9 protein-coding genes are annotated in these 16,464 nt (G+C 60.6%); 4 read left to right on the top strand and 5 right to left on the bottom strand.

The window, feature by feature from the left end; all coding sequences use genetic code 11:
* The first annotated feature begins 83 nt into the window (after positions 1–83).
* Both ACP2YP_RS11640 and ACP2YP_RS11635 read left to right on the top strand, forming a co-directional pair.
* Positions 84–983, top strand: a complete 900-nt coding sequence (locus ACP2YP_RS11640; protein WP_426424260.1) for a LuxR C-terminal-related transcriptional regulator — start codon at positions 84–86, stop codon at positions 981–983.
* A gap of 1,009 nt (positions 984–1,992) precedes the next feature.
* Positions 1,993–3,096 (top strand): Wzz/FepE/Etk N-terminal domain-containing protein, encoded by a 1,104-nt coding sequence (locus tag ACP2YP_RS11635; RefSeq protein WP_426424259.1) that lies wholly within the window; start codon positions 1,993–1,995, stop codon positions 3,094–3,096.
* Between the two features lie 378 nt (positions 3,097–3,474).
* On the opposite strand, the gene ACP2YP_RS11630 is transcribed toward ACP2YP_RS11635, so the two are convergent.
* From ACP2YP_RS11630 to ACP2YP_RS11610, 5 genes are all read right to left on the bottom strand, one after another.
* A complete protein-coding gene (locus ACP2YP_RS11630) occupies positions 3,475–3,690 on the bottom strand; it encodes a hypothetical protein (protein WP_426424258.1) in 216 nt (71 codons plus the stop codon).
* A gap of 146 nt (positions 3,691–3,836) precedes the next feature.
* The gene (locus ACP2YP_RS11625; RefSeq protein WP_426424256.1) at positions 3,837–5,264 is read right to left on the bottom strand and encodes an HlyD family type I secretion periplasmic adaptor subunit; all 1,428 of its coding nucleotides are present in this window, start codon (positions 5,262–5,264) and stop codon (positions 3,837–3,839) included.
* Positions 5,251–7,962 (bottom strand): type I secretion system permease/ATPase, encoded by a 2,712-nt coding sequence (locus ACP2YP_RS11620; RefSeq protein ID WP_426424255.1) that lies wholly within the window; start codon positions 7,960–7,962, stop codon positions 5,251–5,253. The genes ACP2YP_RS11625 and ACP2YP_RS11620 overlap by 14 nt, the downstream gene beginning before the upstream one ends.
* Positions 7,963–8,071: 109 nt before the next feature.
* Positions 8,072–11,095 (bottom strand): beta strand repeat-containing protein, encoded by a 3,024-nt coding sequence (locus ACP2YP_RS11615; RefSeq protein ID WP_426424253.1) that lies wholly within the window; start codon positions 11,093–11,095, stop codon positions 8,072–8,074.
* 1,639 nt (positions 11,096–12,734) lie between these two features.
* Positions 12,735–14,012 carry a glycosyltransferase family 4 protein gene (locus ACP2YP_RS11610; RefSeq protein WP_426424252.1) on the bottom strand — a complete coding sequence of 426 codons (1,278 nt, stop codon included), beginning with the start codon at positions 14,010–14,012 and terminating at the stop codon, positions 12,735–12,737.
* A gap of 246 nt (positions 14,013–14,258) precedes the next feature.
* On the opposite strand from ACP2YP_RS11610, the gene ACP2YP_RS11605 reads away from it, so the two are divergent.
* Complete coding sequence (locus ACP2YP_RS11605; RefSeq protein ID WP_426424251.1) at positions 14,259–14,978, top strand: sugar transferase; 720 nt, start codon at positions 14,259–14,261, stop codon at positions 14,976–14,978.
* The gene (locus ACP2YP_RS11600; RefSeq protein ID WP_426424250.1) at positions 14,893–16,062 is read left to right on the top strand and encodes a lipid II:glycine glycyltransferase FemX; all 1,170 of its coding nucleotides are present in this window, start codon (positions 14,893–14,895) and stop codon (positions 16,060–16,062) included. Before ACP2YP_RS11605 ends, ACP2YP_RS11600 begins: the two co-directional genes overlap by 86 nt.
* The last annotated feature ends 402 nt before the right edge of the window (positions 16,063–16,464 follow it).

The raw sequence follows: 16,464 nt of genomic DNA, 5'->3' as shown, positions 1-16,464 counted from the left end.
AACAACGATTCGTTCATCCGTCGGAAGACCATTTAGTTCAACCGTCCGTCGCTGTTGTGTCATTGCGTAGGCTGGAGGGTAAAATGAGGAGGCGGCAATCTTACGGAACGGTTCTTATTGGAAAGAACGTTCTGATTAGAGAAGGTATTGCTCGAATACTACACTCGGCAAATTTTCGTGTAGCGGTATCGGCGTCGAGCCCCGAGGAGCTGCCAAGCTCACTTCAAGAAGAGCAGCTGATATTTCTCATCGTCCATACCGGCGATGATTTCGATCTCGCGATAGAACACATCGGACATGTAAAAGATCGGTATCCGGACGCGCGCATCGCGATCGTCTCGGACAACTATCGGCCGGTCGAACTCGCTTCTGCATTTCGTGCAGGCGCCAACGGCTACTTCGTCAACGTCATTTCGTGCGACGCTTTCATCAAGTCGGTCGAGCTCGTGACGATGGGCGAGACCGTCTTTCCGCCGGCGTTCCTGTCGTTCGCTCTTGATGGCCATCGCGAACGCGAGCGCGAAATCACGCAGCCCGGCGGAAATGCACACGCGATCCTCGTCGCTTCAGAGAACGCGATCTCACCGCAGCTCTCTCCGCGAGAAAAGGCAATTCTATCTTGCCTTGTCGAAGGCGATTCCAACAAGTGCATTGCCCGAAAGATCGATATCGCCGAGGCCACTGTGAAGGTCCACGTCAAGGCAATCCTGCGCAAGGTCCGGGTTCAGAACCGGACACAAGCGGCGATTTGGGGAATGAACAATGGATCGCTGGTTCAAGCGGCAAGCGGTCGCGCGCTCACAGCCGTCGATCCAGGCAGAGGGATCGCGAAGCCTCTCGAGGCGATCTCCGAGATGGAGCAGATCAACGAGCCGGCTCCATTGGTCCCCCAGTCTAGCCATGTCGCGGCACCCCCTATCGACGGTCTACTCCGCAAGGGCGTGGACCGAGGGACTCGCGCGGCGGCACGGCTCTACAAGTAGGCGCAGGGACCGGAAACGACTGCCGTCGCGCGAACGATCCCATCGTGGGGCAAAGCTGCGACACTTTCGTCGACGTCCCCGACGTGCGGGCGCCCGACAGCATGTTCCCTGCTGCCCTTGCGTGAATAGCACGCGAGATCGGAGCAGGTACTCTCCTCGGGTTGACGACACGCAACGCGCAAGCTGCGGGAGCCGGTTTCTCTATCGCTCCCGCAGCGATTCCTGCGTGAAGCTCGCCAATGGCAACAGAAGGTAGCTGATGATCGTGCGCGCACCGGTCTTGACCTCGACCGTCACCGCCGAGCTTCAGCCTATCCTCGGACCTCGAACCTGCATGTCGGTCATGTCGAGTTGACGCGGGGGGCCGCGTGCCCGGACCAGAACCTCTTGGTTTCTAGGGTTTCGGAGGCTCTTCGCCTCGCGCAAGCGACAAATCAGAGCGGCGACCACGGGCTATTGTTGCGATAATAGTTTGTCGCCAAGTAGAGGTCTGGACTTCGACGTCGCGTCGCGCTGCCCCAAGATTCTGTTCCAGTCCTGGGGGCGCTCGCGCTCCTATTGCAGGGACTTTTGCAGCTCCACTGCGCTGCTTCCGCTAGTATGGTTCTGCTGGGACGCTTCCCCGCTTGCTTTCGCCGCCAGCGCGGCCGATTTGCGGCTCCAACCCTATCCGGCAGTGCCGTAGCTCAACCGACCATCGTAGTTACCTAATTATCGCCAATTCCCATCCGGTGAGCTGTAATGTACTGATTTGACCGGAGATGAGCACCTGGGTGGTAGAGTGTCATGGGTTATGCGTTCTCCACCAATTTGCCGGCCTCTACAAGATTTCCGGCACATTTGGTCGACGGCGGCAGGGCGGCCCCAGCAAGCGTCGGTAGGGGCCCGTTAGTTACCTCGCGCGACTTCGTCTGCCGCATCTTCCGCCAGCCGACGTTCGCCTTGGCAAATTGCGGCACATATTTAACTCGGGCATCGTCGCGACGCTTCCACCACCGATGGTACGAAAATGCTGCAGACCAATAGAACGGACAACTGGGTAAATCGGGACAATATGCCGCCTGAGTTTCGTCCGGCACCGGCCGTGTCCCTGGTAGAAGTGCTTGCCTTCATACGACGGCATTTCTCGATCATATTGCTGACAACCTTGGCAACGCTTGGCATTGCCATACTTTACGTCATCACCGCGGTACCCGCGTTTACTGCGAAGGCGGAACTCATCGTAGACTCGAAAGCGATCGACCCTACGTCGGTGTCAACGATCGTGGAAAGTCAGATCAGGATCATAAAATCTGAGAGCATCGCTAGTGCCGTGATCGGAAAGCTCGGCCTTGCTCAAGATCCGGAATTTGTGGCCGACCAAGCCAGCCTCTTGCACACCATGACCAGCTCGATATCCCGCCTGCTCGGCTGGAGTAAACCGGAAACGGAAGCTAATGCCGCGCGCTATATGATGGAATCGTTCCAACGCAATCTTTCGGCGAAACGTCTCGGCTCTACGTATCTTGTCGAGATTACCTTCGACTCCAGAGATCCTGATCGAGCGGCGCAGATCCTAAACGCCGTCGCAGAAAAATATATTACCCATCAAACGGACAATGCCGGCTTGCAAGATGATTCATGGGTTAAGGATCGATTGAACCAATTGAGCACTCAAGCATCAGCTGCCCAAAAGGCATTGGAGGATTACAGTAGAAATGGGAAAACTACGGCGGATTCCGCTGCCACCATCGATAGACTGTCAGCCGCTGCCGATTCATCCAAAAGCGCCTATGATAATTTTCGCCACGTGCTGCGTAAGATGGAAGCCACGCGGCAACAATCCTCGCCGATATTTGAGGCGACTCTCATCACTGGGGCGTCGCCTCCCCTGAGGGCAAGTTCGCCAAAAGCTAGAATCGTGCTTGGAACAGCGATCGTTGCGGGGGCGCTTCTTGGCATCGCTATCGGAATACTGCGCGATCTGTCAACACTTCTCGCCATCGGGCGGGAACCTCGTCTGAGCGCACAAGATGGCGGGATCGAGCGACCTATTCCGGACGTGGTTCGACCAGATCATCAATCTGAAGCATCGGCAAAGACAAGGCCAGCGCGCCTTACGGGTTCGGGGTGAAAGATGCACGAGGCGCTTCGGATCGCGCTTACCTGCGAGTAATACGTCCAGAAGCTCACCGGATGAGCGCATCATGGCGAGATTTTTGGGGCCGGCTTGATTTGAATGCAAGGAGGTTTTTGACAACAGGTGATACGTTTACGCAAAAGCAGGAGGCGGCATTCTTTGCCTCGATTCTTCAAGACCACCGACCACCATCGCCTCAATGATTTCCCGTAAGCCGCGCCAGACGATGGACGTTGGCGTATCTTTGGCGATTTCCTCGCGCGAATGGGCGGATGCTCGAACGCGCGCTGGCATTGATGTGGAAAACTTAGCGACGGACCTGTGCATGCGCCGGATTGAGATTCCCGCTTAGGCCTTCCTGTGTTTCATCGCTTACGCTACCCTGTCTCCTCTTCGGGACAGGCCAACTTTGCCGAACTCGTCGTGGGCGACACCGGCGGCCTTCTGCTCGGCCTTTGCTAGCTCGTCGTAGAGCGCGCGCCGGAACTCTGCTGCGGTCCTGTCGCGGATCGCCTTGAGCGCGGCAAGCGCCGCCTCGGCCTCCTTCGAATTGCTTTTCTTAATGAGGAGGTCCTGCTGTTGGCTCACCAACTCCTGGTATTCCGACAGATAGTTTAGTTTTGATCCAAGCTGCTTTGGTCGAACAGGGTCTTGCGGACATTGACGCGCTCCTGGAGCGGAGGGATGGTAGCCTCGAGCTTGGCGATGCGCGCCTCCTGCGAGAGCCGGTTTTCTTATCGCTCCCGCAGCGATTCCTGCTTGTACCTCGCCAACGGCGAGAGAAGGTAGCTGATGATCGTACGCGCGCCGGTCTTGATCTCGACCGTCACCGCCATGCCCGGGCCGAGCTTGACGAGCTTGTCCTCCACCTGCATGTGCGTGCGATCGAGTGAAATTCGCGCCGCATATTCCAGCTCCTGGCCCTTCGGCTCGCTGCTGCCTTGTGCCGTGCCCGACGCACGATCGTTCGACCCGCCCTGCGGCTTGTCGCGCGTGATGGCATCCGTCGACACGCTGAGCACATCCCCATGCAGGAGGCCATAGCGCGTGAAATTGAACGTATCGACCTTGATCTCCGCCTTCTGTCCGGAATGGACGAATCCGACGTCGCGGTTGGAGAGCATGGCCTCGATCTCGAGCTGAGTCTCGCTTGGAACCACGATGGCCAGCGCCTGCGCCGGCGTCACCACGCCGCCCACCGTGTGAACGGCGAGCTGTTGCACCACGCCGTCGACCGGCGCAGTCAACTGCTGAAGTTTCGTGCGCCGCTCCGCCTTGACCACTTCCTGCGCGGCGCTCGCCGCCTTCTGCTCGGCTTTGGCAAGTGCGTCATAGGTCGCGCGCCGATACTCCGCTGAGGTCCTCTCTTTCGTTTCCTTCAGCAAGGCGATGGCTGCGTCGGCTTCGTGCAGCCGGCTCTGCTGGAGCATGAGATCCTGCTGAAGGCCGACCAGCTCCTGATACTCGGAGAGATAGACGACCTTCGAAGCCAAGGCCTTGTCGACGAGCGCCTTGCGAATATCGACCCGCTCCTGGAGCACCGGTATCGTCGCCTGGAGCTTCGCCACGCTCGCCGACGTGGTTGCCCGCTCTGCTTCCTTCTGACCCTGCTGGCGCTCGATTTCGGCGAGCTTGGCGTTCTGCTCGGCGCGCTGGCTGATCAGAAACTGGCGATGCATCTCGGTCTCCGCGGCACTTGCGCTCTGCGGTGGCCGGAAAGCTGCAAGCGGATCCTCGGCGAGCGCTGCGCGCAGCCGCGCGACATCGAGTTCGGCCGCAACGAGATCGCTTCTCTGTCGCTCCTGATCGGCTTCCGTCATCGTCGGGTCGAGCTCGATCAGGACATCGCCGGCCTTAACGGTCTGTCCGTCGCGGACGTGGATGGCACGGACAACGCCCGTCTCGAATGGCTGGATCAGCTTGGTTCGTCCGCCCGGCACGATCTTGCCCGTCGCGGTCGCGACGATATCGACGCTGCCGAACGACGCCCACGCCAGCGCCACGCAGAACACCGCGATGATGCTCACCCCGATTGCGCGCCCGACCGGTGATGGCGGCGATTCAGTGATCTCGAGCGCCGCCGGCAGGAACGCGATCTCGTGCTCGCGGCGGCGAGGCTCGCGTCTCGGAAACGGAACGATGTTTCGGCTAGCGGATGTCATGAATTCCGGCCTGCAAATAATGGAGGTTTGCGTAACGCCCGTTCGAGCGGATCAGTTCGTCATGGCTGCCGTCCTCGACGATGCGGCCATGCTCGAGCGTGATGATCCGGTTCGCATTGCGCACGGTCGAAAGTCGGTGCGCGATCACGAACACGGTCCGTCCGGCGGAAATCCGTCTCATGTTCTGCTGGATGGCGCGCTCGCTTTCATAATCAAGCGCACTGGTCGCCTCGTCGAGGATGAGGATGCGCGGATCGGTGATGAGCGCGCGGGCGATCGCGACACGCTGGCGTTGCCCGCCGGAGAGACTGCTGCCGCGTTCGCCGACCACGGTGTCATAGCCCTCCGGCAGCTCCAGGATGAAGTCGTGAGCGCCCGCGAGCGACGCCGCCTCGATGACGCGCTCCATGGGCATGGCCGGGTCGGCCAGTGCGATGTTCTCGCGGATCGAGCGGTTGAAGAGCACGTTCTCCTGAAGGACCACGCCGATCTGGCGTCGAAGCCAGGTCAGGTCGACCATCGCGAGGTCAACGCCATCGACCAGCACACGGCCGCTCTCCGGTACATAGAGACGCTGGATCAGCTTGGCGATCGTGCTCTTGCCCGAGCCCGAAGAGCCTACGATGCCGATCACCTGACCGGGCTCGACGTTGAAGGACACGCCGTGCAGCACTTCGGGACCGTCGACGCGGTAGCGGAAGGTCGCGTGCTCGAACGTGATCTTGCCGCGGATCGGCGGCAAGGCAGCGCGCGCCGGACTGAAGCTCGGCTCGGGCATGGTGTTGAGGATGTCGCCGAGACGATCGATCGACAGACGGGCCTGGTGGAAGTCCTGCCATATCTGCGCAAGCCGAAGCACCGGCATGCTCACCCGCCCCGCCAGCATGTTGAACGCGACGAGCTCGCCGACGGACAGCTCGCCGCCGATCACGAGCCTGGCGCCGAAGTAGAGCGTCGCGGCGGTGACCAGCTTGTTCACCATCTGGACCGCCTGGCTCGCCGTGTTGTTGAGGCTGAGCACGCGGAAACTCGCGCCCACATAGCCCGCCAGCTGCTCCTCCCAGCGTCGCTGCATCTGCGGCTCGACCGCCATCGCCTTCAGCGTCTCGACGCCGGTGACGCTCTCGACCAGGAAGGCCTGATTCTCCGAGCCGCGATTGAACTTCTCGTCGAGGCGCCGGCGGAACAGCGGCGCGACACCGGCGGAAATACCGATGTAGAACGGGAACGACGCAATGACGATCAGCGTCAGTGGTGTGGAGTAGTAGAACATCACCGCAAGGAAGACGCCGGTGAACAGGAGATCGATAACCAGCGTGAGCGCCGAGCTCGTCAGGAACTGACGGATGTTCTCCAGCTCGCGAACACGTGCAACCGAATCGCCGACGCGGCGCGTCTGGAAATAGGCGATCGGCAAGGCCATCAGGTGACGGAACAGCCGCGCGCCGAGCTCGACGTCGATGCGGTTCGTCGTGTGCGCGAACAGGTAGACGCGCAGCGTGCCGAGAACGGTCTCGAACACGGTCAGCGCGACGAGGCCCATCACCAGGACGTCGAGCGTGCTCATGCTTCGATGCACGAGCACCTTGTCGATCACCACCTGGAAGAACAGCGGCGATACGAGCGCGAATACCTGAAGGAAGAACGACGCGAACAGCACTTCGCCGAGCAGGCGGCGATACTTGTGGACCGCGCCGATGAACCAGCCGATATCAAATCGCCGGGAGAGATCCGTCAGAGCCGCACGCCGGGTCATCAGGATGATGTCACCGTCCCAGATGGCCTCGAGCTCAGCCTGCGTGATGGATTCAGGCCGGGGCGACAACGGGCGCTGAACCAGAAGCTTGTCGTCGATGACCTTGCCCAGGATCAGGAAGCCGCCGTCGCGCAGCACGGCAATTGCCGGCAGCGGCGTGACCGCAAGCCTGCTCCAGCTCGACCCCTGGGCCCGAGCCTTGAGCCCGAACTCCCTGGCACAGCGCAGGATTTCGGTCACACCGACCCGCGCTGTGCCCATGCGATGCCGAATTTGCTCCGGGTCGGCCGCAATGCCATGGCAACGTAGCAATATCGCCACCGCGATGAGCCCCGACTCATCGCCGCTCTCGGGTTCGGCGGCCGCTGTCTGGACAGCGACATCGGGTCGATCGGGTGACCGCGTGCGCATCATGATATCGCGGGCACGCACGAAGACATCCCGGGCGTGCGTGAACATATTGCCGGCATGCCTCGCGGCATTGCCGACACGCCGCGCCAGATCACGCCCCGGGACATTCATGCCGACAAGGGACTGAAGCATCCGGTGCACGAGATTCCGTGAGCCAGCAAAGATTAAACGGCCGTCCCAGACCTCTTCGAACTCCGCGCGCGTCATCATCTTCGGACGCGATGCGGTCGGATGCAGCACAAGTGCTGCCTGATCATCGACCTTGCCAAGAAGCAGGAATCCGCCATCACGCAGCGACGCGATTCCGGGCAGCGTGGTACGCGCAAGTCGCTTCCAACGCGTCGTGCGCGAACGGACTTCGACTCCGAGCTCATGGGCGCAGCGAAGCATCGCGCTGATGCCGATCTCGCGCTCTCCGCATCGGTCGCGGAGCTGGTCGGGTTCGGCGTTCACGCCATGAAGGCGCAGGAACAGAGCCAGGGCCTGAAGCCCGAGGTCTGCGGCATGGGCATTTCCATTCTGGATCGCCATTTTCAACTCAACCCTCCGCGGCTACCGACCGCGTATGAAGTTCCTTCTCATGCATTCACAAATATTGACGGCGCCGCACCCAGACGCTGAGCCTGGGTGCGGCGAGGCACTAATGTTGCGGTCTGGCCAGCAACGATTCCTGACCCAAACCGATCGCGTGCGACACAGCCGCCACGATCTGACCGGCATCCACCTGGCCGGCGTGACCGGCCAGGTACTGGTTCAGCAGCGCAAAGCTCTGGCTTGCCAGGGACGCCATGCCGGTCGCAACTGGATGATCTGCCGCAGTGATCGACTGCGGCGCAGTCGTTGCGAGAGCGCTGGTGGCCGGGTCAAAATGCTGCTGGAGCAGCGCAAAGCCACGGCTTGCCAAGATCCCCGCGTTTGCAACGGTCGCCTGCGGATGATCCGCAGAGTCGATCGGCTGTGGCGAAGTCGGGGCCGTCGTGGTGGCAGCAGGCTGATGATCCGTTGCGGTGTGGTGGTGGTGGTGGTGGTGGTGCGACGATGTGGAGGTCGCGACGGCCGTGGGTCGAGGATCCACCACGGTGATGGTCTGCGGCGAGGCCGTCGAAACCGCACCGGTGGTCGGATCCTTTGCGCTTGCGGTCAGCGTAAGTGTCGCAACCGGATGACCCCCGCCCCTGTAGTTCGACGTCAGCGTCAGTCCGCTGTCGACCTGCGCCGCCGTCAAGGTGATGTTGTTTCCGCTATACGTATGACCATCGAGCTTGTCGGTGATCGTCTCGTACCTCGGCAACCCCGTGATGTTCACGGTCACGACATCGTTGGAGTCGGTCGTTGTCACCGTGGTCCCCAGGTCGACGGTACCGCCTCTCCCGGCTACCGAGAGCGAGTTATGCGCGATGGTCAGGACCGGCTGGGTCACGGACGGGGTAGTCGGCGTCGATGACGTCGGATCGACCTGGAGGCCGGAGAACGTCTTCACCGCGCCAGTGAGGTTCGCAGCGGCACCGCTCGCGTCCTTGATTGTCGCACCGCTCGGAAGGTTTACGCCGGTGATGGCAAGCGCCGAGGTGCTGGTGTTGGTCGACGCGACAGTCGTTTTGAAGGTGAGCGTACCCGTGCCCGAGCCACCGACATAGGTGGCCGTGCCGCCGTCATTGAGCGCCAGCGTGGGCGTGCCCGTCACCGTCACGGCCTCGTTGAAGCCGAGCGCCAGCGTGATCGTGCTTCCCACGAGTTCGGTGCCCGTTCCAGGCGAGGCCGTGGCCTGCGTCACCGCTGGCAAGATCGGATCGATCTGGAGACCGGAGAACGTCTTCACCGCGCCCGACAGGTTCGCCGCAACACCCGATGCATCCTTGATGCTCGCACCGCTCGGAAGATTGACCCCGGTGATGGCGAGCGCCGAAGTGTTGGTGTCGGTCGACGCGACAGTCGTTTTGAAGGTGAGCGTACCCGTGCCCGAGCCACCGACATAGGTGGCCGTGCCGCCGTCATTGAGCGACAGCGTGGGCGTGCCCGTCACCGTCACGGCCTCGTTGAAGCCGAGCGCCAGCGTGATCGTGCTTCCCACGAGTTCGGTGCCCGTTCCAGGCGAGGCCGTGGCCTGCGTCACCGCTGGCAAGATCGGATCGATCTGGAGACCGGAGAACGTCTTCACCGCGCCCGACAGGTTCGCCGCAACACCCGATGCATCCTTGATGCTCGCACCGCTCGGAAGATTGACCCCGGTGATGGCGAGCGCCGAAGTGTTGGTGTCGGTCGACGCGACAGTCGTTTTGAAGGTGAGCGTACCCGTGCCCGAGCCACCGACATAGGTGGCCGTGCCGCCGTCATTGAGCGACAGCGTGGGCGTGCCCGTCACCGTCACGGCCTCGTTGAAGCCGAGCGCCAGCGTGATCGTGCTTCCCACGAGTTCGGTGCCCGTTCCAGGCGAGGCCGTGGCCTGCGTCACCGCTGGCAAGATCGGATCGATCTGGAGACCGGAGAACGTCTTCACCGCGCCCGACAGGTTCGCCGCAACACCCGATGCATCCTTGATGGTCGCACCGCTCGGAAGATTGACACCGGTGATGGCGAGCGCCGACGTGTTCGTGTCGGTCGACGCGACGGTCGTCTTGAAGGTGAGTGTGCCCGTGCCCGAACCACCGGCATAGGTGGCGGTATTGCCGTCATTGAGCGACAGCGTGGGCGTCCCCGTCACCGTCACGGCCTCGTTGAAGGCAAGCGACAGGGTGATGGAATCGCCGGCATGCTCGATTCCGGTTGCCGGAGAAGCTGTGGCCTGCGTCACCGCCGGCTGGACCGTCGGCGTCGGGGGCGGGGGCGAGCCCCCGCTCACCGCCTTGAGCATTGGAAGGACCGAATTCAAGTCCAGACGGAGGGCGTTCATCGTCGTCGCATCATAGGCGTTCGCCTGAGCGCGAATAGCGGTCTGGTCGACTCCGGTGTCGATCACGTAGGCGCCGTATTGCTGGAGGGCGCGGAACACCTCCTGGCCGAGCGGCGAAAGGCCGGAGGGCATCGGCGTTCCGGGCGCAATGGCCAGAAGCTCGCCTTCCTGCAAGGGAGCGCCGACAGTGTGGCCGTCGCTGCCAATGGCGGGGGAAACGTAACCTGGCGCCAACATCGAGTCGGGGACCGCGAGCTGCAGGGCATGGTCGATCGTGCCGGTGTCCGTCTGCGCCTTGACCAGGAGCCCGCCGAGCTCGCTCGCGCCGGCGGCAACGATGCCTGCGCCTTGCGAGGCGTCGCCCCAACCGGTGCCCGTGACCACGTTCGCGTCGCCCATCGCCGAGGCGGTCGCGGTCGTGTTGCTCGTGCGGTTGAATTGCCAGAAATTGTAAGCGATGTCGCCGTCGATGACGACGAGCGCGGCGTCGGTGTTAGGCCCGCCGGTCGCCCCGGTCGGCATATGGACGCTGTAGGTCCCGGCGGGAACCCAGCTGTCGGGGACAGACACCTGCACGACCGGGTCCGACGACGAAGCGACGTAGACTGGTGGCCCGCCTGCTTGCGTCCCGGCCCCTGCGCCGCTCCAGCCCACGGCGTAGTTCCATCCGGTCGCGGTGGGCCAGTTGAGCGACGTATATGTTGCTCCGGTATTGACCTGCTGGTTCCAGGCCGAGCTCGACGAAAACGGAGTAGATGACAAGTTGAACGACATGCGTAGCCTTTCGTTCTGTTTACTGAGTTTGACGTTTACAAGGAATTCCACTGCCGCGCATCACGAAGGCGCGTGACATACCACGTGCTCGCAACCTCAGGCCGCGAGCAGATTCCAACGCAACGCGGTCTCGGACCGCGAGCGGATTTCAACGCATCGCAGTCTCAGACCGCGAGCGGATTCCAAAGCAGTGGGATTTTTGAAGGTGCCCCCCGACTGCTGGGTCGGTTGGTTAGAGAGCAAAAATGGCGAAAAAACTTTCAAAGTGTGATTTATACCCAAGTATGTAGCGCCCGGAACTACGCGCCTATATTGCGCCACGTATTGAGTTAGTCGGTTCAAGACACGCGTATTCAATTTTTCTATCAGCTTGTGTCGCCGTCGGAGAGGCGCAGCTGGGTCCGATGCCACGGCGGGAATGTCGCGCAGGCGAGCACATCAGTTTTGGGCGCATTCGCCTGCCGCATCTTCCTTGGGCGAACGGTGGTGATGGAAGCGGAGACGACGCGCCGTCAGCTCTTGCCCGCATGCGCCAGCGCGTTGCGCATGAAGTGCACGTGGCAACGCTGCGCCTATAAACATGCAATGTGGCGTTGCCGCTTGTCGATCTGTTTGGAGCAAATGGCGTTGGGAGTCCACTGGAGCGGCATGGCGATGTCATCTTGCCGCCGAACAGATTGCGCTCCAGGGTGACCCGTTATTGCGATAAGGCTGACCTCAAACGATCTGGAAGTTGAACGCGTTACCGGCAACCTGCGCCTAGCATTCGGAAGAGAGGCGAACCGGGTCGCCTTCCAAGTCGCGCGGCACACGGCGGCGCGAAAGTACCGCGCACCGTGGGTCAAAAATGATCGTTATATCTGGTCGGCGGTGAGTCCACCGACACGCCGCCATCGGACAATGTTTGCTCGCTCCATGGAGTATTTGCGCTACCAGAGAAGTCCGCGACGTAGTAGGGCCTCCATCGACGCCACCCTGCGTTTGGTCTTGACCCAGGTGAGATGGAAGTCAGGACGCCGCCGTTCGGTTGCATCCGGTCGAGGTCAGAGAAAAGGCGCTGAAGACCTACCCTGTTCGCTGCTTCGCGCCTGTCTCGGCAAGTCGGCGGAGCGAATTGATGCCGGGTAGGTCGACGATGCTGCGGGAGTCGACAAGGCTACAAGATTCCGAGCCCTTGACGCCATTGCCAACGAGAAGCAGGGCCTCAAGCGCGTCGCAACGCCGCCATACAAAATGATAGGCGGAAGGAGACGCGCCGAGCACGAAGACGGCAACCGCAACGACTTGCGGCGATCAGAACCTTTCGCAGCAAGCAGCCGCTTCACCTGAAACTCCGTTTTCTCAACAGGCGCGGCTCGCACCCGTCCGCTCTGTCTAATCGAGGAAGCGGTCTGCTGCGCCTTGACAAGTTTTCCAAGCGTCGAGCGTCTCAGGGAGATTAGCGCAGCGCAATGCGATAGAGATCGCGTTGAAACAAGCGGACAAGAATTGAAAGAGGTAGACCAAAAGAGGTACTCACATCCGACAGCGCGGACTTGCCGCAGTCAGGAGCCAAGATCCGGACATTGCGCTCGCGATCCAATCGGCGAGCTCGCGATCGGTCACAGCAGTTCGCCCGCGCCACTGATTACTTCCGCTCTTAGGGAGCATTCGTATTGGCTGGTGTCCCTGCTTTCCTCGTATGCGCACGTGCGCGCCTCGGCACCAACCTCGCATAGGCGGCCAGAAGAGAACTCTTTTCGACCTCCCACTGAAATTCGCCGTAGGCACGCTCCCTGCCGTAGTTCCGCATGCGCTCGCGCCCGGCCTCATCCTCAAGCAGCGCGACGATTCCTTCGCCGAGCGCCCGCGGCGTCGGCTCCGTCACCACCAGGCCAGCGTCGCCCGCATCATGCCTCGCCTGTGCCAAGTCGAACAGGACGAACGGCAGCCCGAGGGCCATGTATTCAAAGACCTTGATCATCGACATAATCACGTTGCAGGCATTGGGCGGATCCGGAACAACACCGATATCGCAAGCCGCCAGCATGGCGGGAAGCGCATCGCCCGAAATGTAACCGGCAAATTCGACATTGTCGGCAATCCCGAGTTCGCCTGTGAGCGTCCTGACCCGACCTGCTTCCGGCCCGTCGCCGATGATCAGGCAGGCGATATCCGTTCGATGCATGCGCTTGACGATGTGTTCCATCGCCTGGACCAGGAGGTCTACTCCGTCCTGCTCGGCAATCACTCCCACATAGCCGACGAGATATCGAAAGGTCCGCCTGACCGACAGTTCGGGTTTGACCTGGCTGAAGCGCCCAACATCGGGGACGCTTCTGACAATCCAGACCCTGTCTGGCGGCATCCCGCCTCGCTCCACGGCCTGCTGCTTCAGGGTAGGGTTTGTCGCGAGGACTCCGTCGGCCGAGCGAAACGTCCAGCGTTCAAACAGGAGCAGGAGACGATAAAGGAAATCCTGGCGGCCGAACTTGACCTCATAAAGTTCGGGCGCGGGATCATGCTGATCAAACAGAAATTTCTTGCCAAAGAAGAACTTGTAAAAAATCGCGATCAAAAAGATCAAGTCCGGCGGATTGCACGCATGTAGAATATCGAATCCATGCCTGTACGCCACCTTCAACGAGAGAACGAATTGCCAAAAAAGGGCGACAGTATACTCGAGAAGATAAGTCACGGCGCCCGAGCCTTCCACACCCCGTGGATGGCGGTAGATATGCACACCGTCTATCTGCTCGTATGTCTTATCAAATCCCCTCCCTTTCGGACAAATGACCGAGACGGTGTAACCAGCCTGGTGCAGCGCCGTAGCCTCCGGCCAGACCCGGCGATCGGCCGGCACCGGCAGGTTCTCGACGATGATAAGGACTGCGGCACGTGATCCGCCCGGCGCAGACATGTTCGCTGAGAGCCCCATGGCGCCTACCTCCGTCAGTGGGAACACGGCGAGCTTTCGTATAGGACTTCCTAAAGAGGAGCAAACTTCAAACCGGATTAAGCCAAAAGGGCAAGGTCAATTCGTTCCAGCGGGATGCTTATCCAGTATGATGCTATTATAATGAGGCGACGCGAGTTCATCTCGCTTCTCGGCGCAGCAATCGTGTGTGGCCGCTCCTGGCGCCCGCGCAGCAGCTCCGCCAGATGAGACGGATCGGTGTAGCTGATGGGCGGCTTCGACAGAAGCGATCAGAAAGCGCAGTCCTGGGTCGGGGTGTTCCAGGAAGAGCAGCAAAACGCACCGGTTCTGGAAGATCCAAGGACCAACCAGCAACGCGGAAAGCGCGTTCTTGACCTCATGGTCGCCTGTCCGCTGCTATTGCTATGTGCACTACCTATGGTGGGATTGACCATCCTGATCCGGCTTAGCAGTCGCGGACCGGCCATCATTCGGCAAATCCGCATAGGCCAGAACGAGCGACCCTTCACAATGTTCAAGTTCCGAACCATGTATCTCGACGCTGACGACACGCCTCTGAGGCAAATGAACATCCGAGAGCTATTGGGGGGCAAGCCAGGAACCAGCGATGGCGTCTTCAAATTGGAGGCAGACCGGCGGATTACGAACGTGGGTCGCCTTCTTCGGCGGTTCAGCTTGGACGAGCTCCCACAATTGTTCAATGTGCTTCGCGGCGACATGTCAGTGGTCGGGCCTCGGCCATCATTGCCGTGGGAAGTCGAGCTGTTCACAGCCGAGCAACGCAGGAGGCACGACTGTCTCCCCGGCATTACAGGGTTGTGGCAAGTTAATGGCCGCAACCGGCTATCGATGCCGGAAATGCTGGCACTGGACCTGGCCTATGCTCGATCACGATCGCTATGGCTTGATCTCTGGATCCTTTGCCGCACTCCTGGAGCGGTTCTATTCGATAGAACCGTTAGGTAAACCGAAGAACGGCAGGAGCCGGGAATTAACGGGGATGGGAAAGATACGCATGCTCGAGCATATCGATGGACAGCCCGAAATGTGGCGCGCGATTGCGCATCACCCGTTAAACAGTTTGTTCTCCTCGCAGGGTTGGACGGAGACGGTAGCCCGGACGTACGGATTCAAGGTCTCCGTATCTATGAAAGGCATTCAAAATGACGGCAAAGCAGACGGGGCCATTCTCTATTGTCACCTCTCCGATCTGAAGGGCGACCGGATTGTTTGCGGACCATTTTCAGATTACTGTGATCCACTAACTAGTGATGTCGACACGTGGCGCGAACTTGTTGCCCCGCTGATTTCTTTGGGTCTTCCGATCACGCTTCGCTGTCTTGGTAATCAATTGCCCGCAAAAGATGAGCGCTTTGCGAAGGTCAGCGAAGCGGGTTGGCACGGCGTCGACCTCGCTCGGCCGGAGCTTGAAATATGGGACGGCTTCTTGGGGGCAGCTCGTCAGAATGTCAGGAAGGCTGAGCGGAGCGGTGTCAAGGTCCGTGCGAGCCAAGAGCTCCATGATCTTCATGTCTTCTATGAGATGCATTGTCATGTTCGAAAATCCAAATATCGTCTCCTGCCGCAACCCTTCGCTTTTTTTGAGAACCTGCATGCTTCGTTTGCAAAAAGTGATCAGTTGACGGTTCTTCTCGCCGAGGTTGACGGATCCCCGGTCGCCGGCACTGTATTCATCGAATGCGGGGGCACGCTGTATTATAAGTTTAACGCCTCCCTGGACCGCGGCTTGTGTCCGAATGACCTTCTTGTCTGGGAAGGCATCAAAATTGGACGGCGCCGTGGCCTTAAGCTGCTCGACTTTGGCGCATCTGACCTCGATCAACCCGGATTGCTTCGATTCAAGCGCAAATTCGCTACTGTGGAGCAGAGAATTTTCCGGCTGCAGTTTGAGCCGGAGGGCTATCTCGATCGACGAGCCCCGGCGATCAACAAGGCTCTGAGTTCCCTTACACATTGGCTCACCGATCCCAGCGTGCCAGATCCGATCACTCAGGCTGCGGGAGCCGACTTGTATGCCACGTTCTGCTGAGCGTGTAGCGCCGCATGGCGATACGGCCAATCTTGATAAGTCGCAACACTTCGCCGACTTGCGAGTCTAATCCTCGCAACGACCACCTCTGCCCTCGGCTAATTCTTTGGGAAAGGCGGTGGGCCGGTTGCGGGCCACAACGCCGAAGAGCTCAACGTTCGGATCGGTGCATATTCGCAGATCGCGACGGGCGCCGATATGCCCTTGACCAGTTTGGAGCCGATGGCGCGGACGCAAACCGTGTTCTTGCAACCGTCCCCTTCATCGACATTGTACAGTCGACCGAGCGCGCAAGCGTTCGGGGACGCGCGCTGGCCGGACCTTGTCGACAATTATCAGCATCAAGTTGGCAAGGAAGTCGCCCGCCGCGGCGGCCGGGTAGTGAATACCGCGGGCGATGGT

The organism is Bradyrhizobium genosp. A (assembly GCF_049949275.1).
GTDB lineage: Bacteria > Pseudomonadota > Alphaproteobacteria > Rhizobiales > Xanthobacteraceae > Bradyrhizobium.
Note: the sequence above shows the minus strand (reverse complement) of the source record. Positions and strands in the feature narration are given on the sequence as shown.

Excerpts from the sequence above, each read along its gene's own strand:
- ACP2YP_RS11625 (WP_426424256.1), bottom strand. The coding sequence starts at position 5,264 with ATGACATCCGCTAGCCGAAACATCGTTCCGTTTCCGAGACGCGAGCCT.
- ACP2YP_RS11640 (WP_426424260.1), top strand. The coding sequence starts at position 84 with ATGAGGAGGCGGCAATCTTACGGAACGGTTCTTATTGGAAAGAACGTT.
- ACP2YP_RS11610 (WP_426424252.1), bottom strand. The coding sequence starts at position 14,012 with ATGGGGCTCTCAGCGAACATGTCTGCGCCGGGCGGATCACGTGCCGCA.
- ACP2YP_RS11605 (WP_426424251.1), top strand. The coding sequence starts at position 14,259 with ATGGGCGGCTTCGACAGAAGCGATCAGAAAGCGCAGTCCTGGGTCGGG.
- ACP2YP_RS11620 (WP_426424255.1), bottom strand. The coding sequence starts at position 7,962 with ATGGCGATCCAGAATGGAAATGCCCATGCCGCAGACCTCGGGCTTCAG.
- ACP2YP_RS11600 (WP_426424250.1), top strand. The coding sequence starts at position 14,893 with ATGCTCGATCACGATCGCTATGGCTTGATCTCTGGATCCTTTGCCGCA.
- ACP2YP_RS11635 (WP_426424259.1), top strand. The coding sequence starts at position 1,993 with ATGCTGCAGACCAATAGAACGGACAACTGGGTAAATCGGGACAATATG.
- ACP2YP_RS11615 (WP_426424253.1), bottom strand. The coding sequence starts at position 11,095 with ATGTCGTTCAACTTGTCATCTACTCCGTTTTCGTCGAGCTCGGCCTGG.